Annotated in this window: 23 protein-coding genes; all 23 read right to left on the reverse strand. The window is 57.6% G+C overall.

The genetic code is table 11. The features are described 5' to 3' along the window. Window positions 1-3: 3 nt before the first annotated feature. Entirely contained in the window at window positions 4-1,542 is a 1,539-nt protein-coding gene (locus B30_RS04600) for an NADH-quinone oxidoreductase subunit M (protein WP_009570851.1), read from the reverse strand. Continuing rightward, the gene (gene nuoL, locus B30_RS04605) at window positions 1,542-3,641 is read right to left on the reverse strand and encodes an NADH-quinone oxidoreductase subunit L (RefSeq protein ID WP_009570852.1); all 2,100 of its coding nucleotides are present in this window, start codon (window positions 3,639-3,641) and stop codon (window positions 1,542-1,544) included. Before nuoL ends, B30_RS04600 begins: the two co-directional genes overlap by 1 nt. 5 nt (window positions 3,642-3,646) lie before the next feature. Then, window positions 3,647-3,952, reverse strand: coding sequence for an NADH-quinone oxidoreductase subunit NuoK (gene nuoK / locus B30_RS04610; RefSeq protein ID WP_009570853.1), 306 nt, complete (start codon window positions 3,950-3,952; stop codon window positions 3,647-3,649). Between the two features lie 96 nt (window positions 3,953-4,048). Then, the gene (locus tag B30_RS04615) at window positions 4,049-4,663 is read right to left on the reverse strand and encodes an NADH-quinone oxidoreductase subunit J (RefSeq protein ID WP_009570854.1); all 615 of its coding nucleotides are present in this window, start codon (window positions 4,661-4,663) and stop codon (window positions 4,049-4,051) included. After that, window positions 4,660-5,067, reverse strand: coding sequence for a carboxymuconolactone decarboxylase family protein (locus tag B30_RS04620; RefSeq protein WP_009570855.1), 408 nt, complete (start codon window positions 5,065-5,067; stop codon window positions 4,660-4,662). The genes B30_RS04615 and B30_RS04620 overlap by 4 nt, the downstream gene beginning before the upstream one ends. Before the next feature lie 9 nt (window positions 5,068-5,076). Then, window positions 5,077-5,583 carry an NADH-quinone oxidoreductase subunit NuoI gene (gene nuoI / locus B30_RS04625; protein WP_009570856.1) on the reverse strand — a complete coding sequence of 169 codons (507 nt, stop codon included), beginning with the start codon at window positions 5,581-5,583 and terminating at the stop codon, window positions 5,077-5,079. Window positions 5,584-5,585: 2 nt separating this feature from the next. Continuing rightward, on the reverse strand, window positions 5,586-6,623 hold the full coding sequence (gene nuoH / locus B30_RS04630) for an NADH-quinone oxidoreductase subunit NuoH (protein WP_009570857.1): 1,038 nt from the start codon (window positions 6,621-6,623) through the stop codon (window positions 5,586-5,588). An 11-nt stretch (window positions 6,624-6,634) separates the two neighbouring features. Next, a complete protein-coding gene (locus B30_RS04635; protein ID WP_009570858.1) occupies window positions 6,635-7,069 on the reverse strand; it encodes a hypothetical protein in 435 nt (144 codons plus the stop codon). Continuing rightward, entirely contained in the window at window positions 7,069-9,087 is a 2,019-nt protein-coding gene (nuoG, locus tag B30_RS04640) for an NADH-quinone oxidoreductase subunit NuoG (protein ID WP_009570859.1), read from the reverse strand. Before nuoG ends, B30_RS04635 begins: the two co-directional genes overlap by 1 nt. A 7-nt stretch (window positions 9,088-9,094) precedes the next feature. Then, the gene (locus B30_RS04645; RefSeq protein WP_009570860.1) at window positions 9,095-9,508 is read right to left on the reverse strand and encodes a DUF5333 domain-containing protein; all 414 of its coding nucleotides are present in this window, start codon (window positions 9,506-9,508) and stop codon (window positions 9,095-9,097) included. After that, a complete protein-coding gene (locus B30_RS04650) occupies window positions 9,505-9,927 on the reverse strand; it encodes a DUF5333 domain-containing protein (protein ID WP_009570861.1) in 423 nt (140 codons plus the stop codon). Before B30_RS04650 ends, B30_RS04645 begins: the two co-directional genes overlap by 4 nt. Before the next feature lie 4 nt (window positions 9,928-9,931). Further along, window positions 9,932-10,429, reverse strand: a complete 498-nt coding sequence (locus tag B30_RS04655) for a DUF3291 domain-containing protein (RefSeq protein WP_009570862.1) — start codon at window positions 10,427-10,429, stop codon at window positions 9,932-9,934. A 20-nt stretch (window positions 10,430-10,449) separates the two neighbouring features. Next, entirely contained in the window at window positions 10,450-11,745 is a 1,296-nt protein-coding gene (gene nuoF / locus B30_RS04660; protein ID WP_009570863.1) for an NADH-quinone oxidoreductase subunit NuoF, read from the reverse strand. A 13-nt stretch (window positions 11,746-11,758) separates the two neighbouring features. After that, window positions 11,759-11,980 (reverse strand): DUF5337 domain-containing protein, encoded by a 222-nt coding sequence (locus B30_RS04665; protein ID WP_009570864.1) that lies wholly within the window; start codon window positions 11,978-11,980, stop codon window positions 11,759-11,761. 9 nt (window positions 11,981-11,989) lie between these two features. Further along, window positions 11,990-12,724: a helix-hairpin-helix domain-containing protein gene (locus B30_RS21270; protein WP_009570865.1), complete on the reverse strand. Its 735-nt coding sequence runs from the start codon at window positions 12,722-12,724 to the stop codon at window positions 11,990-11,992. Window positions 12,725-12,783: 59 nt separating this feature from the next. After that, on the reverse strand, window positions 12,784-13,914 hold the full coding sequence (locus tag B30_RS04675) for an NADH-quinone oxidoreductase subunit E (protein WP_009570866.1): 1,131 nt from the start codon (window positions 13,912-13,914) through the stop codon (window positions 12,784-12,786). Continuing rightward, on the reverse strand, window positions 13,914-15,158 hold the full coding sequence (locus B30_RS04680; RefSeq protein WP_009570867.1) for an NADH-quinone oxidoreductase subunit D: 1,245 nt from the start codon (window positions 15,156-15,158) through the stop codon (window positions 13,914-13,916). Before B30_RS04680 ends, B30_RS04675 begins: the two co-directional genes overlap by 1 nt. Continuing rightward, window positions 15,159-16,055 carry a sulfotransferase gene (locus B30_RS04685; protein ID WP_009570868.1) on the reverse strand — a complete coding sequence of 299 codons (897 nt, stop codon included), beginning with the start codon at window positions 16,053-16,055 and terminating at the stop codon, window positions 15,159-15,161. It abuts the gene before it with no gap. A gap of 5 nt (window positions 16,056-16,060) precedes the next feature. Then, window positions 16,061-16,660, reverse strand: coding sequence for an NADH-quinone oxidoreductase subunit C (locus tag B30_RS04690; protein WP_009570869.1), 600 nt, complete (start codon window positions 16,658-16,660; stop codon window positions 16,061-16,063). Window positions 16,661-16,671: 11 nt separating this feature from the next. Beyond that, entirely contained in the window at window positions 16,672-17,205 is a 534-nt protein-coding gene (locus tag B30_RS04695; protein ID WP_009570870.1) for a NuoB/complex I 20 kDa subunit family protein, read from the reverse strand. Further along, a complete protein-coding gene (locus tag B30_RS04700; RefSeq protein WP_009570871.1) occupies window positions 17,196-17,561 on the reverse strand; it encodes an NADH-quinone oxidoreductase subunit A in 366 nt (121 codons plus the stop codon). Before B30_RS04700 ends, B30_RS04695 begins: the two co-directional genes overlap by 10 nt. Before the next feature lie 307 nt (window positions 17,562-17,868). Next, window positions 17,869-19,071: a DegT/DnrJ/EryC1/StrS family aminotransferase gene (locus B30_RS04705; RefSeq protein ID WP_009570872.1), complete on the reverse strand. Its 1,203-nt coding sequence runs from the start codon at window positions 19,069-19,071 to the stop codon at window positions 17,869-17,871. Continuing rightward, entirely contained in the window at window positions 19,068-19,733 is a 666-nt protein-coding gene (locus tag B30_RS04710; protein WP_009570873.1) for an HAD-IA family hydrolase, read from the reverse strand. Before B30_RS04710 ends, B30_RS04705 begins: the two co-directional genes overlap by 4 nt. Between the last annotated feature and the right edge of the window lie 104 nt (window positions 19,734-19,837).

Genomic DNA, 19,837 nt, shown 5'->3' on the forward strand with positions numbered 1-19,837 from the left:
CCCTTAGTGGCTTGCCGCTTCGACGACCAGATCGGCCGGCAGAGCTGCGTGATAATTGTCGATGAGGGCGGTGACCGACGGGCTGATGATATCCAGCACCAGCGCGGGGTAGACGCCCAGGAGAAGGGTCATGGCGATCAGCGGCGCAAAAATCCATTTTTCACGCGCGCTCAGATCGGTGATCGCCTTGAGGCTTTCTTTGATCAGATCGCCCAAGACCACGCGGCGGTAGAGCCAGAGCGCGTAGGCGGCGGAGAAGATCACGCCCGAGGTCGCAACCAAAGCGATCCAGGTGTTGGCTTGGAACATGCCGACGAGGGTCAGAAATTCACCAATGAAGCCCGAGGTGCCCGGCAGGCCGACGTTGGCCATGGTGAAGAACATGAACACCAGCGCATAGGCGGGCATCCGGTTCACCAGACCGCCAAAGGCGTCAATCTCGCGGGTGTGCATCCGGTCATAGATCACGCCAACGCAAAGGAAGAGCGCGCCGGAAACAAAGCCGTGCGAGATCATTTGAAAGATCGCACCGTCGAGGCCTTGTTGGTTCATCGAAAAGATACCGGCGGTGACATAGCCCATATGCGCGACCGAGGAATAAGCGATGAGCTTTTTCATATCCTCTTGCACCAAGGCCACCAGCGAGGCGTAGACGATCGCGATCACCGAGAGGACCATGACGAAATCGGCCAGGTTGGCGGAGGCCACCGGGAACATCGGGATCGAGAAACGCAGGAAGCCGTAGCCGCCCATTTTCAACAGGATCGCGGCCAGGACCACGGAGCCCGCTGTCGGGGCCTGAACGTGCGCATCGGGCAACCAGGTGTGCACCGGCCACATCGGCATTTTCACCGCAAACGAGGCGAAGAAGGCCAAGAAGGCAAGGGTTTGGAAACCGCCAACGATGTTAAAGCCCAGCACCTTGATCGTCTCGGAGGAGAAATCATGGGCCAGCAATTGCACGATGTCGGTGGTGCCTGCGTCAATATACATCGCAACCATCGCCACCAGCATGAGCACCGAGCCCAAGAAGGTGTAGAGGAAGAATTTGAACGCCGCGTAGATGCGGTTTTTGCCGCCCCAGATGCCGATGATCAGGAACATCGGGATCAGGCCGCCTTCGAAGAACAGGTAGAACAGCATCAGGTCGAGCGCACAGAACACGCCGAGCATGAGCGTTTCCAACAACAGAAACGCGATCATGTATTCTTTGACGCGCAGCTTGACGTCCCACGCGGACCAGATCGCCAAAGGCATCAAAGCGGTCGTGAGCATGACGAACAGAACCGAAATCCCGTCCACGCCCATTTTGTACTTCATCCCCATGATCCAGCTGTGTTCTTCGACCATCTGGAACCCAGTGTCCGAGGCATCAAAGCCAAAGAGCACGAACAGAGAGATCACAAAGGTGACCACGGTCGCCAAAAGCGCCACGCGTTTTGCGTTGAGTTGAGCCACCGCATCCTCGCCGCGCAGGATAAGCGCGAGCACGAGGGCGGCCATTGTCGGAAGGAAGGTGACGATAGAAAGCACGTTATCCATCAGTGTGCCCCCCCGCCGATCGACATCCAGGTAATCAAGATCACAATCCCCAAGACCATGCTAAATGCATAGGTAAAGATAAAGCCCGACTGCGCCCGGCCAGCAAGGCGGGTGAAGAAGGGCACGATGCCCATGGCGACGCCGTTGATCGCACCATCAATGGTGTCCTCGTCGCCGCGTTTCCAAAAGAACCGCCCCAGTGCCAAAAGCGGACGTACGATGAGCGCGTCATAGATCTCGTCGAAATACCATTTGTTCAGCAAGAACCGGTAGGCGACGGGTTGGCTGTCGGCCAGACGTTTCGGCAGGCTCGGGCTTTTGATGTAGAAAATCCAAGCTGTGATGAAGCCGATGAGCATCGCGATGAAGGGCGAGACCTTGACCCAGGTCGGCGCGTGGTGCGCGTCATCAAGCACGGTGTTTTCAGGCCCAACAAAGATCGCGCCTTGCGGAGCCATCGCCATGTCGCCGTGACCTGCTTCAGCAGCAACCATCGGTTCCCCGTGGGTCGTGGTCGCCGCGTCCCCATGTGCCGGAGCGGCTTCGCCCTCGGCCATGACCTCTTCATGCTGCATGGGAAGACCGAAGAATTCGGTGAATGTCTCATGATCGCCAAAGAAGCTGTTGTACCAGATCATCCCGCCGAACACCGCACCCAACGCCAAGACGCCAAGCGGCACCAGCATGACAAGCGGGCTTTCATGCGCATGATCATGAGCATGATGATCGCCGCGGGCTTTGCCGTAGAAGGTCATGAAAATCAGGCGCCACGAGTAGAAGGAGGTGAACAAGGCCGCGATGACCAGCATCCAGAAGGCATAGCCGACACCGGAGGCATAGGCGCTTTCGATGATGGCGTCTTTCGACAGGAAGCCCGCGAAACCGAAATGCGTCAACGGAATGCCGACCCCGGTGATCGCCAGCGTACCGATGATCATCATCCAGAAGGTAAACGGGATTTTCTTACGCAGCGCGCCATAGTTGCGCATGTCTTGTTCGTGGTGCATCGCGTGGATCACGGAACCCGCAGACAAGAACAACATGGCTTTAAAGAACGCATGCGTCAAAAGGTGGAACATCGCCGGGCCGTAAGCGCCGACACCTGCGGCCACGAACATGTAGCCGAGCTGCGAACAGGTCGAATAGGCGATGACGCGTTTGATGTCGTTTTGCACAAGGCCGACGGTGGCGGCGAAGAACGCCGTGGTGGCCCCGATGTAGATGATGAACATCTGCGCTTGCGGTGCGTATTCAAAGATCGGCGACATGCGGCAGACCAAGAACACACCGGCGGTGACCATGGTCGCGGCGTGGATCAGCGCCGACACAGGCGTCGGGCCTTCCATCGCGTCCGGCAACCAGGTGTGCAAGAACAACTGCGCCGATTTCCCCATCGCACCGACGAACAACAAGAAGCCGATCAGGTTGGCGGCGTTCCAGTCGGTCCACAGGAAATGCAACCGCGTCTGGGCCAACATCGGCCCCGCAGCAAAGACATCATCCAAGCGAATGCTGTCGGTGAGGAAGAACAGACCAAAGATGCCGAGAGAGAAGCCAAAGTCACCCACGCGGTTGACGATAAAGGCTTTCATCGAGGCGGCGCCGGCAGAAGGCTTTTTGAAATAGAAGCCAATCAACAGGTAAGAGGCGAGACCCACGCCTTCCCAGCCAAAGAACATTTGGGCCAGGTTGTCGGCGGTGACCAGCATCAACATGGCGAAGGTGAAGAACGAAAGATAGGCAAAGAAGCGGGCGCGGTAAGGCTCACTGTCTTTGAAATTCTCGTCATGAGCCATGTAGCCGAAGGAGTAGAGATGCACGAGGGCGGACACCGTGTTGACCACAATCAACATGATCGCGGTGAGACGATCCATGCGAATGCCCCAATCGACCGACAGCGCCCCGGATTCGATCCAGCGCAGCACAGTGATGTGATGGGTCTCGCCATCTTGGCCGAGGAACACGACCCAAGACAGCAATGCCGCCAGGAACAAAAGACCCGTGGTCAGATATTGCGCGCTCTTTTCGCCAATCACACGCCAGCCAAAGCCCGCGATGATCGCGCCCACGAGAGGCGCAAAAAGGATGATCGTTTCCATGGACTTTACCCTTTCATCACGTTGACGTCTTCGACGTCGATCGTGCCGCGGTTGCGGAAGAAGCTCACAAGAATGGCCAACCCGATCGCCGCTTCAGCGGCGGCCACGGTGAGCACCAGCATCGTGAAAATCTGCCCCGTCAAATCCCCGAGATACGAGGAGAAAGCGACAAGGTTGATATTGACCGACAGCAGGATCATCTCGATGGACATCAAAATGATGATGACGTTCTTTCGGTTCAAAAAGAGCCCGAAAATGCCGATGACAAACAGCGCCGCTGCGACTGTCAGGTAATGTTCAAGTCCGACCATGCCGTCCCTCAGTTCTTTCTCTCACGCCGCGTGTCGCGGCCTTTGGTTCGGGGCGCTGCGCTCAGGCGCGCCCCTCGTAAGTTTCGTCAGACAGGCTTAAAGCCCCTGCCCCGGTTTGACGTCCTTGAGCTCCATGGCTTTGCCCGGATCGCGGTACATCTGTTGCAACACGTTTTGGCGTTTGACGTCCGAACGGTGGCGCAGCGTCAATACGATGGCACCGATCATCGAGACCAAAAGCACCAGACCCGCGAGTTGGAACAACATCAGATATTGGTCATACATCAACAGGCCCAAAGCGGCGGTGTTGTGGATCTCACCCGCGTCCGGGGTCACCGACTGGCGCAGGGCTTGTGCCCCCTCCGAGGTGGTCCAATCGCCAAAGGCAAGCCCCATCTGCAACAGCAACACCACACCGATCAGCAAAGCGAAGGGCAGGTATTTCGCCATCCCGGCTTTCAACTCGGCAAAGTCCACGTCCAACATCATCACCACGAAGAGGAACAGAACCATGACGGCCCCGACATAGACGATGATCAACAACATCGCGACGAATTCCGCGCCCAACAGCACGAAAAGCCCGGAGGCGGACAAGAACGTCAGGATCAGCCAAAGCACGGAATGCACCGGGTTTTTAGAAACCACAGTGAAAAGCCCGGCCACCAACATCACGATGGCGAAGGTGTAAAAAGCGAAATCTACGACAGTCATTCACTGCCCTCCTGCGTCTCGGAGAAGACGGCCTGCGCCAACTCCAGTGCCTTTGACATTGCGGGCACACCGCCCAACATCGACATTTGATAGATCACTTCCGCGATCTCCTTTTGCGTGGCCCCCGCTTGTATCGCGTGGCGCACGGTCATTTTAAACGGCACCTCGGCCTGAGCCCCCAAAACCGTTTGCCCGGCAAGCACGACGAGCAGGCGGGTTTTGGCATCCAAACCGTCCTTGTTGAACGCATTTCCCCAAAACATTTCCAATTGTTCCTTCGACATGGTCGGGAACAGCTTGTCGAACGCCGGCATCTGGAAATTTTCCAAAGCCGGGTTGAAAGAGGCAGCCATCTTTTGGCTTTGTTCGATCATTTCTGCGAAAAGTTTGGTGAAATCATTCATGGGAATCCCTTACCGATACGGTGCATCGAGTTCGAGGTTACGGGCGATTTCCGCTTCCCACACCGCGCCGTTTTCAAGCAGTTTTTCCTTGTCGTAAAACAGCTCTTCGCGGGTCTCGGTGGCGAACTCGAAATTCGGACCTTCGACGATGGCATCGACCGGACAAGCCTCTTGGCAAAAGCCACAGTAGATGCATTTGGTCATGTCGATGTCATAGCGCGTGGTGCGGCGCGAGCCGTCTTCGCGCGGTTCGGCATCAATGGTGATCGCCTGCGCCGGGCAAATTGCTTCGCACAGTTTGCAGGCAATGCAACGCTCTTCGCCGTTCGGATAGCGACGCAGCGCGTGCTCGCCGCGGAAACGCGGAGACAGAGGTCCCTTTTCATGCGGGTAGTTGATCGTCGCCTTGGGCGCAAAGAAATACCGCAACCCGATTTTGAAACCGGCAATGATGTCGGTCATCAGGAAGTATTTCACAGCGCGGCTGTAATCGAAGGGAGTGTCGGTTTGAGCCATGATCAGCCTCCAATCGCCCAGCGGGCATAGAACCCACCGAAGACTTCGAATTTTGCAAGGAATGCCACCAGAACGACCCAGAACAGCGACAGCGGCAGGAAGACTTTCCAACCAATGCGCATCAACTGGTCGTAGCGGTAGCGCGGCACGATGGCTTTGACCATCGAGAAGATAAAGAAGAAGAACAACATCTTGCCGACGAGCCAGAGGATACCGTCCGGCAGGAATTCAACCGGGGAGTTCCAGCCGCCAAAGAACAAGATCGACACGAGCGCGCACATCAGCACCACGGCCATCAATTCGCCCATCATGAACAACAGGAACGGTGTGGAGGAATATTCGACCTGATAACCAGCCACGAGTTCCGATTCCGCTTCGGGCAAATCGAACGGCGGGCGGTTGGTTTCGGCCAGCGCGGAGACGAAGAACAACACCACCATCGGGAAATGCGGCAACCAGTACCAAGAGAAAATCCCGGCCCCGTCTTGCGCCGCGACGATGTCGCCAAAGTTCATCGAGCCGGTGGAAATCACCACACCGATGATGATCAAGCCGATGGAGACCTCATAGGAAATCATCTGTGCCGCAGAGCGCAGCGCCCCCAAGAACGGGTATTTCGAGTTCGACGCCCAACCGCCCATGATCACGCCGTAGACCTCAAGCGAGGAGATGGCGAAGATATAAAGGATCGCGACGTTCAAATCGGCAATCACCCAACCCTCGTTCCATGGGATCGCTACCCAGGCGATACAGGCGGTGACAAAGGTGATCATCGGCGCAAGGTAAAAGACAAATTTGTCCGCCCCCGCAGGCACAACCACCTCTTTCACGATGTATTTGATAAAGTCCGCAAAGGACTGCAACAAACCAAAGACGCCCACGATATTGGGGCCTTTGCGCATCTGGACCGCCGCCCAGATTTTACGGTCGCCATACATCAAAAAGGCGAGCGCAACGAACAAAGGCACCAAGACCAACAGACATTGTCCGAGGACCAGGAGCGCAATGCCCAGATTTGTTGTCGTGAAAAATTCGACCATGTCTTAGCCTCTCACACCATCGGTATTCTATTTTCCCGGCAGTTTGCCACCACGACCTCAGCGTCGAGTTTGCTTACACCATCGGGGAGCGCTGGCGAGATGGTGTAAACAGCATCCGCGCGCCAAATTCCAGCCTCTTGTGCGACATTCGTGCGCACATGTCGTGCAAATCCGAAACCACGGATCAGCGTATATTGCGCGGCGGCGCATTCTGCATAAGCCACCACATTTTTTTCGCCCTCATGGCCCCGAAAGGACACAAGAAAATTGACCAGATCGCCGTCCAAAAGCCGGGTCTCAACACCGAGATACTCACGGACCTGCGCCGCACGCCCCACCTGTGCGTTCGGGGTCGCAGGAGCCGCCATCGCACAGCCCGCAAGCGGGACGAGCGCAGCCAGCGCCAGCGCCTGAACGGCGGAGGGATATGCGGTGGGTGCGGCCATTATTCCGCAGCCATCGCCGTGTCTTTGCGGGCTTTCGCCTGCGCCGACAATTCCGCCATCAATGCGGATGCCCGTGCAATCGGGTTGGTCAGGTAGAAATCTTTGACCGCATTGCGGAAGGTGGCCGTGCCAAGCTTTTTGGTGGCCAAGGGTGACCATGTATTTTCCGCCACCTCGTCGATCAGTGCCAGATGCGGCACCTCAGCGATCAAAGCGTTGCGCAACTGCGCCAGTGAGTCATAGCCCAACTTGGCCCCGACTTCGGCAGAGAGCGCGCGAATGATCGCCCAGTTTTCTTTTGCCTCGCCAGGTGGGAAAGCGGCGCGTAGCGCAAGCTGCGGGCGACCTTCGGCGTTCACGAACAAGCCGTTTTCTTCGGTGTAGGCAGCGCCCGGCAGGATCACGTCAGCGCGGTGTGCACCACGGTCGCCGTGGCTGCCTTGATAGATGACAAACGCGCCCTCGCCCACTTCGACCTCATCCGCGCCGAGGTTGTAAATCGCTTCGGCCCCGTCGAGCGCCGCCGCCAGGCCGCCCTCGGTGGTGGCATTCACATCCATCGCACCGACGCGCGAGGCCGCGGTGTGCAGGATCATCAGCTTGGATTTGGTGGCTTCAGCCAACTGCATCGCGGCGGCCAAAACGGCCTCGCCATCGGCTTCGTTGATTGCGCCTTGGCCGACGATCACGAGTGAAGGCTGATCGAGAACCGCGCCGTAGTCTTTGTTCAACAGGCTGTCCAAAGCGGCACGGTCGGTGCCAACATGGGCATATTTATAGGTGAGATCAACGGCTTCGCCGACCAAACCGATATTGGCGCCATTGGCCCAAGCGCGGCGGATACGCGCGTTCAACACCGGTGCTTCGTCGCGCGGGTTGGTGCCGATGAGTTGGATGAATTTCGCCTCATCAATGTCAGCGATCGTCGCAGTGCCCGCATAAGCGGCACGGTTGCCGCTTGGCAGTTTTGCGCCATCAATGCGGCATTCAATCGCCCCACCCAGACCTTCGACCATTTGTTTGAGCGCGAAAACCGCCTCAACCGGGGCCAAATCGCCAACCAAAGCGGTGACTTTTTTGCCCTTCAAACCCGCAGCGGCGGCAGAGAGAGCCTCAGACCAAGTGGCTTTGCGCAGCTTGCCGTTTTCACGGATGTACGGCGTGTCCAAACGCTGACGACGCAGACCGTCCCACACGAACCGGGTCTTGTCGGAAATCCATTCTTCGTTCACGCCATCATGGTTGCGCGGCAGGATGCGCATCACTTCGCGCCCCTTGGTGTCGACGCGGATGTTAGACCCGAGCGCATCCATCACGTCGATGGATTCGGTCTTGGTCAATTCCCACGGACGGGCGGTGAAGGCGTAGGGTTTAGAGGTCAGCGCACCGACCGGGCAAAGATCAATGATGTTGCCCTGAAGGTTCGAAACCAGCGTTTCGTTCAAATAAGAGGTGATTTCGGCATCTTCGCCGCGCCCGGTTTGGCCCATCTGGGTGATGCCCGCGACCTCGGTCGTGAAGCGCACGCAGCGGGTGCAGGAAATACAACGGGTCATCGTGGTCGCGACGAGCGGGCCAAGATCAAGATCCTCGGTCGCACGTTTCGGTTCGCGGTAGCGCGAGAAATCCACACCATAGGCCATGGCTTGGTCCTGCAAATCGCATTCGCCGCCTTGGTCGCAAATCGGACAATCGAGCGGGTGGTTGATCAGCAGGAATTCCATCACCCCTTCGCGGGCCTTTTTGACCATCGGCGAATTGGTTTTCACCACCGGCGGCGCACCCTCCGGCCCCGGACGCAAATCTTTGACCTGCATCGCGCAACTTGCGGCGGGTTTCGGCGGACCGCCGACAACTTCGACCAGACACATGCGGCAGTTGCCCGCAATAGAGAGCCGTTCGTGGTAGCAAAACCGCGGCACTTCGACACCAGCCTGTTCGCAGGCCTGAAGCAGTGTCAGGCGCGGATCGACCTCGATCTCGGTCCCGTCAATGATGATTTTGCGCGTATCTGCCATGTTCTAATCACCTGTTTTTCATGAGTTTGCCAAGCGCTGTCTTGTCGGCAATCTCAGCTGTTCCAAAGGCACAGAGCGCCTTCGTATTGTTAGGATCGACACCGCGCGCCGACAACATGTCGTCCGCCGCTTGTGCCAGTTGCGCAAGATAGGATTCGTCGCGCAGCAAAATGATTTGAGCCGAGCCATACCCGGTCTCGTCGATATAGGCGACCATCTCGGCCGTCTGTTTTTTAAGCTGCGCCTTGCGCGGCGCAATCGTGTCACACTCTGAAATCAACCGGGTCGAAATCAGCGACTGAACCATGATCTCTTTGATCACGGTATCCTCGGTGATCAGCTTTTGTGTCTGCGCCAGTGCGGGCGTGGCCAAAAGCGTCATCGCGATCAAAGCGACATGATATGTCAAACGCGCGCTCATGATTTATCCTTCAAAAAAGACCCAATGATCGAGCCGCGTGCAATCTCCGCTTTGCCAAAGGCACAAAGCCCCTCCGATGTGGTCGGGTCAAAGCCAGAGGCGCGAATATAGGCGGTTCCGAGGTCGCGAATGCGCGCCTCTTCGGCGTCGCTATCGACATAGGCACGGATTTCATCGTCCGAATAGCCCAACGCGGAGGCTTTGCTTTTCAGCCCCCACAGAAAGGACAGGCCTTTCATTTTCTTCACGTCGATGGTCGGGCATTCATCCGCAACCTCAATCGCCAGCCCGGCCCAAAGCATGTTTTGGTCAATCTCTTTGACCTCGCGCAGAGGCGGCAAATCGGCGGCGGCCACAGGCCCGGCGATGAGGGCAAAGGCCAATGTCAAAGAAGAGGCGATATGTTTGAAAGATGTCATAGGGTCACTCCGCAGCTATGGGCCGACAGCTTTTCGTTTTGAAAAGCGTGGCCTCCGTCAGATACGACCAGCCAAAGGCATGATCGCTGTCCCCATGTGTGTCTTTGTAGGCCAGGCGTTCGAGCGCCTCGTCCAATGTGGGCTTATGCCCTTTCTCGACAAACCACATCACAAAATGCGGCCTGGTCATGACCTCGAACCACTCTTGGCGGCGGTCGTAGACCTGTTTGTGGACCGTGTTATAGACGAAGTTTTCCAAAGACTGGACATCTTCCCACACGGTCAGGTTGGAGACGAATTGCGCGTCTCCACCGATGGCGTTTTCAGTGTTGCCAGTCCCCGGCTCCCCGGAGCCCTCCATCATCCACACGAAACCCGGCATGCGTTTGCCAAGCCCGTTGATCCGGTCCAGCGCGCCCATGAACTCCGCCACGCGCGGGTCATCGGTGGGCGCGATGAGGCGTCCAACGTTGAGTTCCGCGATATGATGGCTGGTGTTCATGATTGCTCTTCAGTCCCAGATCACTCTGCCGCCATGGCGCCCATGCGCCCGGTTTTCTTGGCTTTGATACGGTCTTCGATCTCTTCGCGGTAGTGGCGGATGAGACCTTGGATCGGCCAGGCGGCGGCGTCGCCAAGCGCACAAATGGTGTGGCCTTCGACCTGTTTCGTGACATCGAGCAACATGTCGATCTCTTCGATCTCCGCGTCGCCCGTGACCAAACGATCCATGACGCGCATCATCCAGCCGGTGCCTTCGCGGCACGGTGTACACTGGCCACAGCTTTCGTGTTTAAAGAACGACGCCAGACGCCAGACGGCTTTGATCACATCGACCGAGTTGTCCATGATGATCATACAGCCGGTGCCGAAGGAGGATTTGTTTTCCCGCATCCAGTCGAAATCCATGATCGCATCTTCCAAAGCGTCTTTCGGCAAGATCGGGCAAGACGCCCCGCCCGGAATGATGGCTTTGAGATTGTCCCACCCGCCGCGAATACCGCCGCCGTGACGTTCGATCAATTCACGCACCGGCATGGACATGGATTCCTCAAACACGCAGGGCGTGTTGACGTGGCCAGTGAGGGCAAACAATTTGGTGCCGACGTTGTTCGGACGCCCAAAGGACGAGAACCACTCCGCGCCACGCCGCAGAATAGTCGGGACAACAGCGATGGATTCCACGTTGTTCACCGTGGTCGGGCAACCATAAAGACCCGCGCCCGCCGGGAAAGGCGGTTTCATCCGCGGCATGCCCTTTTTGCCCTCCAGGCTTTCGAGCAACGCGGTTTCTTCACCACAGATATAGGCCCCTGCCCCATGGTGCAGATAGACGTCGAAATCATAGCCGGATTTGCACGCGTTGCGCCCGATCAGACCGGCATCATACGCCTCGTCAATTGCCGCCTGAAGCGCCTCTTTTTCGCGGATATATTCACCGCGAATGTAGATGTAAGCGGCACAGGCACCCATGGCGAACCCGGCGATCAGCGCGCCCTCGACCAGCGTGTGCGGGTCGTGACGCATGATTTCGCGGTCCTTACAGGTCGCGGGTTCGGATTCATCGGCGTTGATCACCAGATAGGCCGGGCGTCCGTCAGACTCTTTCGGCATAAACGACCATTTGAGGCCCGTCGGGAAACCCGCACCGCCACGACCCCGCAGGCCGGAGGCCTTCATCTGGTCGATGATCCAATCCCGGCCATTGGCCATGATGCCAGCCGTGCCATCCCAGTGGCCACGCTTTTGCGCGCCCGCAAGGCTACGGTCATTCATACCGTAGAGGTTGGTAAAGATCCGATCCTGATCCTTGAGCATAGCTCTCGTCCCTTCAGTCCTGCTGACGCCGGTCGCGCCAGATCTGATAAATCACCACAAACGCCCAGACAAATGCCGCGAGCGCTGCCAGATCGAGGAGAAACACGAAACGCGTTTGCATCGCGAATTTCCCGCCCAACCATTGCGCCCCGAGCCACACCAGCATTGTCACGGCGATCACCACGGAGACCATCCGTGCCTTCTTCGCCAATGCTTGGTCTTTATCGGGGGCCATTTTTCTTCCTTAGTAGACGTCGCCCTTTTGGACGCGTTTCGAAAACTCTGTCTCGCCGCCTGCGGCAAGGATTTTGGCCTGTTCGGCCCATTTGCTCAGCTGTGCCGCCGAGGTGCCTTTGAGTGCTGCCCCCAGATCTTCGATCTCGGTGGCGCTCAGGGCCGCAACCTGGGCGAAGGTCACGATGCCACGTTCATGGAGTTGGACCTCGATCTTCGGCCCCACGCCTTTGATCTCTTTGAGATCATCCGCGCCAGAAACGGCCGCAGCGGCCGGGACTTCAGCCACGGTTTCGGCAACCGGCTCAACCACCTCTTCAACCACCTCAGCAGGCTCATCCTCAATGGGACGCGCCCGCTCAGAGGCCGCAGCCGCAGCCGAGCGCACTTCGCGCGTGTCCGCCGCATGATGCTCCACCGCAATCTCCGGTGCCGCAGACATCGGCTCATCGCCCACGGAGGTCGCCGCCATCAAGCCAGCCGTGGTCACATCCGCCTCAGGGTGACCGTTGTCCACGGAACGCATTGTCTCCTTGTCCTCGGTCTCCTTGTCCTCGGTCTCCGAGTCCTCATACCAGCCGATCCACAACAGGATCGCCACCAAAAGCGCCACAAGAACGCCAACGATCAAAGAAGCCGCCGTGGAATAGCCTGCAATCCACAACAGCGCCATAAAGGCCAAAACGCCTATGATGGCTGAAATCAGCCCAATCTTAAGGGTTTTCCCCGAAGTCGTCTCAGTCATCGCATCGCTCCTTTAATCCCTGTTGGTTCAATACCATACGGGCCTTTTGGCCTCTTAGGTCAGTCGTATTTGGCGCGTTTGGAAAACTCGGTGCTGCCGCCTGCCGCCAAAATCTTGGCTTGATCGACCCAACCATCACGTGCAATGCGGCCTTTGAATTTCAGGTTCTCATCGACCCATTCAATTTCCTCAGCGGTCCATTTGGCAATTTGGTCGAAATGCCAGAATCCCATGGCATTCAACGTTTCTTCCAATTTCGGGCCCACACCTTTGAGCATCTTGAGATCATCGGCCCCGGCTTTGCGCGGGGCTTTCATCGTGCGGGGTTTCTTTTGGGCGGGCGCGTCTGCCACAGCGGCGTCTACTTTAGGTGCCACAGCTTTGGGCGTCGCTTTGGGGGCCGCCTTTTTCGCCTCTGCCGCCTGTTGCACGGCGGATTTCGCCGGGGCTGCGGGTTTCGGCGGGGTCGGTTTTGATCCGCCTTTGGAAATCCATGGCGTCAACAGCGGCACTTCGGTGCCATCAATGCGTTTGATCGTGTCGCCAATGTCCACCGCGCGCTGCACAGAGCCGTTGTACTGTGCGCCCGTGCCTTTGTACTCGGCCAAAGTCACCAGTTCACCCGCAGGCTCGGACGAGAAGCGGCCGGTTTGCGAGCCGGGAAGCGGCACATTGCCGGCGGCCATGTCGTCCAAGAGTTTGGAGAAATTCTCCGCCGTCAGGTCTTCATAATAGTCTTTGCCGATCTGGGCCATTGGCGCGTTGGCGCAAGCGCCCAGACATTCGACCTCTTCCCACGAAAACTTGCCATCTGCAGAGACCGTATGCGGCGTCGGGGAGATTTTCTCTTTGCACACAGAGATGATGTCGCCAGAGCCACAAATCATACAGGTGGTGGTGCCACAAACCTGAATATGCGCCACCGAGCCGACAGGCGCGAGTTGGAACATGAAATAGAAGGTCGCCACTTCGAGCACGCGGATGTAGGGCATGCCCAACATATCCGCGACCGTTTCCAGCGCCGGTTTGGTCAACCAACCGGTCTGTTCCTGCGCCCGCCACAACAGCGGGATGACCGCAGAGGCCTGACGCCCTTCAGGATATTTCGCGATTTGGCCCTCGGCCCAGGCAAGGTTTGCCGGGGTGAATGCGAAAGAGGCCGGTTGTTCATGATAAAGACGGCGCAGCATTAGCGGTCGACCTCCCCAAACACGATGTCCATGGTGGCGATGAGGGCGGAAACGTCAGCCAATTGGTGACCTTTCGCCATATGATCCATCGCCTGCAAATGTAGATAGCCGGGCGCGCGCAATTTGGCGCGGTAGGGTTTGTTGGTGCCGTCCGAGACCATATAGACACCGAATTCGCCTTTGGGCGCTTCGACGGCTGCATACACTTCGCCCTCGGGCAATTTGAAGCCCTCGGTGTAAAGTTTGAAGTGGTGGATGAGCGCCTCCATCGAGGTTTTCATATCCGCCCGCTTTGGCGGGGTCAGCTTGCCACGCGCCAAGACATCGCCTTGGTTTTCCGGCAATTGCAGCAGGGCCACCGCCTGTTTGATGATCTTGGTCGACTCGTACATTTCCTGCATCCGGCACAGATACCGATCATAGCAATCGCCATTGGTGCCGACCGGAATTTGGAAATCGAATTCGTCGTAGCACTCATAAGGCTGCGCCCGGCGCAAATCCCATGCCATGCCGGAGCCGCGCACCATCACACCCGAAAAGCCCCAATCCAGCGCCTCTTGTTCGGAGATCACACCAATATCCACGGTCCGCTGTTTGAAAATCCGGTTTTCGGTCAGCAAGTAATGGATGTCGTCCAAAATTTTGGGGAAGTGATCGGCCCAGGCGTCGATATCCGCCAAAAGCTCCGGCGGCAGGTCCTGGTGCACACCACCGGGCCGGAAATAGGCGGAGTGCAGACGCGCACCACAGGCGCGCTCGTAAAAGATCATCAGCTTTTCGCGCTCTTCAAAGCCCCAAAGCGGCGGAGTCAGCGCGCCGACGTCCATCGCGCCGGTGGTGGTGTTCAACAGGTGGTTGAGCACGCGGCCAATCTCGGAATAGAGCACGCGGATGAGCGAAGCGCGTCGCGGGATTTCGACACCTGCGAGTTTCTCGATCGCCAAGCACCATGCATGTTCCTGATTCATCGGCGCCACATAATCGAGGCGGTCGAGATAGGGCAGGTTTTGCAAATAGGTGCGGCTTTCCATCAGCTTTTCGGTGCCGCGGTGCAACAACCCAATATGCGGGTCGGCGCGTTCCACAATCTCACCGTCAAGCTCAAGCACCATCCGCAACACGCCGTGCGCAGCCGGGTGTTGGGGCCCAAAGTTGATGTTGAAATTGCGGATCTTTTGTTCGCCCGGTTGGGCGTCCCGCGAACCATCATCATAGGTATTTTGCCGGATGTCGCCGTCCATCATTCAGATCCTCGCCATATTCGCCTGCCACCGCGCGGGTAACGGGCCAAAGGTCTTTTCTACATAGGCATATTGCGGGGCCAGAAATTCCGCCGCTTCACACCGCTGTTTGTCACTCAGTTTCAATTTCACGCCCTCATGGGCACGGAGTTCTTTTTTCACGGGGTTCTCCGCGATCCCCAAAAAGGCGCAGAGCGTCTTAAGCCCCTCGCCCGTCAAAAGGTCTTCGGTAAAGCCCACCAGGAGCTTGCCTTCGGGGACCGCGCGTTTGAGCTTTTCCGCGATCTCCACATAATCCCCACGTGACGTAATTTGGGTTTCCAGCCCTTGTTTCACGACGCGGTCCATGATCCGCTGCGCCTTGTCTGGAATCTGTTCACCGGGCTGTAGCTGGTGTATCGCCTGCATGCGCACATGCGACCACAACCGCCCCACCGGGTCGCGCATCAAAAAGACAAAGCGCACATCGGGCGCCATATGCGCCATCCGTCGCAGCCGCGCCTCGGACAAAAGCGCATAGGCAGGCGTGATGTCACAAGCAACTTTGCGCTCGTCGTGTCCCTCCAGAAGGTAAACGAGATAATCTTCCTCACCGTCTTCACCACGCTCCAACATGCTTACCACGGCAGCTACATCGGCAATCTGGCGTTGAATATTCAGGCTTTTCCACACATCCAGATCAGCTTCGGCCGCGGCCAGTTGCCGTTCAAGATCGGCCCGCCGTCGCGATAAGGTCTTCAACTGATACTGATAAGTATCGAAGTCCACCGTGTCGAAATAGTGAATCTCTTTGATGGACCGCGCATAGACGTCCGGGTGATTGCGCAAATAGCGGTAAAGCGAGCTTGTGCCCGCTTTGGTCGCACCTACACAGATCAAGATGGCCGGATCGTCACTCACGGGGCTTACGCTCCCTTCTCGTCACCGGGGAGGATGTATTTGGCCCCTTCCCACGGAGAAAGGTTGTCAAACTGGCGGTATTCCTGAACCAGGGACACCGGCTCATAAACCACGCGCTTGAGTTCATCGTCATAGCGCACTTCGGTGTAGCCGGTGGTTGGGAAATCCTTGCGCAACGGGTAACCACGGAAACCGTAGTCGGTCAGGATGCGCCGCAGATCCGGGTGGCCGGAGAAAATGATCCCAAACATGTCGAACACTTCGCGCTCAAACCAACCGGCGGAGGGGTGAACCGAGATGATCGAAGGGATCGTCTCATCTTCGCGCACGGCGGTTTTGATCCGAATGCGGTGGTTTTGATACATCGACAGAAAGTGATAGACCACGTCAAACCGCGCCTCGCGGCTTGGGTGATCCACCGCGGTGATGTCCACCAGCGAGGAGAATTTGCAGGTGCCGTCGAGTTGCAAAAACTCCACGAAATCCACAATCCCCGCCGGTGTCACCGTGATCGTCAATTCGCCAAAGGTGATCTCGGTCGAAATCACATCCTCCGGGCGTTTGAATTCAATATGGGCGCCGAGTTCTTGAAGGGCTTCGCTCATCGTCAATCTCCTTAGCGCGCAATCGTGCCAGTGCGGCGCATTTTGCGTTGCAACTGAAGAATGCCATACATCAACGCCTCAGCAGTCGGCGGGCAACCCGGAACATAAATGTCGACGGGCACAATGCGGTCACAGCCGCGCACAACCGAATAGCTGTAGTGATAATAACCACCGCCATTGGCGCAGGACCCCATCGAGATCACATAGCGCGGTTCTGGCATCTGGTCATACACCTTGCGCAGAGCCGGGGCCATTTTATTGGTCAGGGTGCCCGCAACGATCATCAAATCGGACTGACGCGGAGAGGCGCGCGGCGCTGTGCCGTAGCGCTCAAGATCATAGCGCGGCATCGAGGTGTGCATCATCTCGACGGCGCAGCAGGCCAAACCAAAGGTCATCCAGTGCAACGAGCCGGTGCGCGCCCAGTTGATGAGATCCTCGGTCGAGGTCAACAGAAAGCCCTTGTCCTGAAGCTCTTTGTTCAGCACTTGAGTGGAATTCTCTTTGTCCACGCCCGCAGTATTTGCAGAGGTCATCACGCCCATTCCAGCGCCCCTTTCTTCCATTCGTAGGCAAAACCTACGGTCAGAACGCCCAAGAACACCATCATCGACCAAAATCCGGTCATGCTCAGGTCCTTAAAGGCGACGGCCCAAGGAAAGAGAAAGGCGATTTCGAGGTCAAAAATGATGAACAGGATCGACACAAGGTAGAACCTGACGTCGAACTTCATCCGCGCGTCGTCAAAGGCGTTAAAGCCACATTCATAGGCCGACACTTTTTCCGGATCCGGGTTGCGTACGGCAATGATGAGGGCGGCGAAAATAAACACAAGACCCAGCGCAATGGCGAGGCCAAGGAAGATGACGATGGGGAGGTAGTCCCGAAGCAAAACGTCCACGTGCGGCTCCTTGATAGGCGCGCGTGCGGGTCTCTGAAAGAGAAGCGACCTTAGGCGCGCGGCAATGCTAGCTTGTCGTGGTTTAGCCCTCTGTGGCAGAGGGGTCAACCGAACCGAGGTGGAGAAAGCCCTTTGTTTCGAGGCCGCTGGCAAGTTTTTTTGGCCGAAATGCGACTTGGAGCGGATTGTGCCGTGAAATTCAGCTTTGACGCGATTCGAAGCGCGTTACCTTATCATTTCACTCGGACATGAAACCTCGCCTGCTGCAGAAGACACAGGGATTCCCGCCAATATAGGGTGTGACCGCCTAAGCGCACTCTGCGACCGCCGCCACCTCATCGCGAATGATCCGCGCCAGCGTCGCACAGTCCTCAAGCGAAAAGGTCAAGGGCAGGCGCATATCGACAATCGCCCGCAACACCCGGTCACTGTCGGGCAAAGGCTGAGGATCGGCGTAGCGCCAAGAATCATAGCGCGAGGTAAAGGCCACCGGCTCCGCCGCGCCAAACCATTTCAAATCCACACCGCGCTTGCCGCAGCCCGCCACCACCGCTTCGATTTTTTCGTCCGGCCAATCGAGTAAAAGGAACTGAATCGACGAGCCAACAAAGCGTTCTTGTTGCGGACGCACAATGCGCGTCAGCCCCGGCACATCTGCCAGCCCCTCCTCAACCATCCGGTAACGCGCGTTCCAATTGTCCACCTGAGAGGTCAGGTTTTGCAACTGCACCCGCAGGATCGCCGCCCGCAAATGATCCATCCGACCCGACACATTTGGCGTGTCATATTTGATCTTTTCGAACACTTCCGGGGCCGGTCCGGCGGTGTGTTTGGGGTATAACATGTACGAACCGGACAACATGATGGCGCGCGCCGCGATTTCATCCTCATCGGTGACGAGCAACCCGCCCTCCCCCGAATTGATGTGTTTATAGGTCTGGGTCGAATAGCAGCCGATGATCCCGTGCCGCCCCGAGGGCACACCATCCCAAGCCGCACCCATCGTATGCGCGCAATCTTCGATCACCGCCACACCCGCGCCGTTACAGATATACATCAGCGCATCCATATCCGCGATATGCCCACGCATATGCGACAGCATCAAAACCTTGGCCCCGCTCTCGGAAATTTTCACCTGAAGATCATCGAGATCAATCACCAGCCCCTCGGTGACGCCGACAAACACCGGACGCGCACCGACCGACGCAATCGCGCCCGGCACGGGGGCCAAGGTAAAGGCATTGGTCAAAACCGGCTCCCCCGGCTGCACCTCAAGCGCACGCAGCGCACAGCCCAAAGCATAGCCGCCCGAGGCCACGGCGAGTGCGTATTTTGCCCTGGTGACGGCGGCAAACTCCTCCTCCAAAAGCGCCACCTCGCCTTTTTCCCCCGGCAAAGTGTTGTAACGATGCAGCCGTCCCGAACGCATCACTGCGACGGCGGCCTCAATTGCCGCCTCCGGGATTGGCTCTTGTTGCGTGAAATTTCCGGTGAAGACCTCAGATGTCATCCGATCAACTCCTGTGTCACGCGGGCCAGATCATCATAATGATGCAACAGCGCCTCGGGGGACAAATCACGCACGCCCTCGCCATCCGGGCCAAAGGTCACCAGCGCACAAGGTACGCCCGCCGCCCGCGCCGTTTTACGATCCGTATCGGTGTCCCCCACCAAAAAGCTCTGCGCCACCACCCCGCCCGCCTCTGACACAGCGGCCAGATAGGGTTTGGGATCAGGTTTCGAGACCCCCACTGTTTTCGCGCCAATCATCGAGGCAAACAAATCGCGCACGCCCAAACGGGTGAGCAACCGATCGGCCAGATCCTCGGGCTTATTGGTGCAGATGCCCACCGCATAGCCCTTTGATTTCAAAACCTCAATCGCGGCAACCGCGCCGGGATAAAGCTGTGTGTGGATATCAATCGCCTCGCCATATGCTGCCAGCAAAAGCGGATATTGCGCCATCACGTCGGCCTCGGAAAACCCCGGCTGCACCTTTGAAAACCCAAGCGTCAACATCGCCCGCCCGCCATGAAAGGCGGTGGACGCGTCCGCGACCGGGTCCAACACATCACCATAGCCAAGCCCACGAAAACAGGCATTGGCGGAGGCGATCAGATCGGCGGAAGTGTCCGCCAACGTGCCATCGAGATCGAAAATCACCGTGCGCATGGTCTCTCCCTATGCCTCTTCTTCGCTGTCGCAACTCCGACCCGGTCACCCAGCTTTGGCAAACTGTCGCGCATTGCTGTAATGTGGCGTCAAAATAAGTGAAG

The sequence above is a fragment of the Celeribacter baekdonensis B30 genome (genome assembly GCF_000299875.1).
GTDB lineage: Bacteria > Pseudomonadota > Alphaproteobacteria > Rhodobacterales > Rhodobacteraceae > Celeribacter > Celeribacter baekdonensis_A.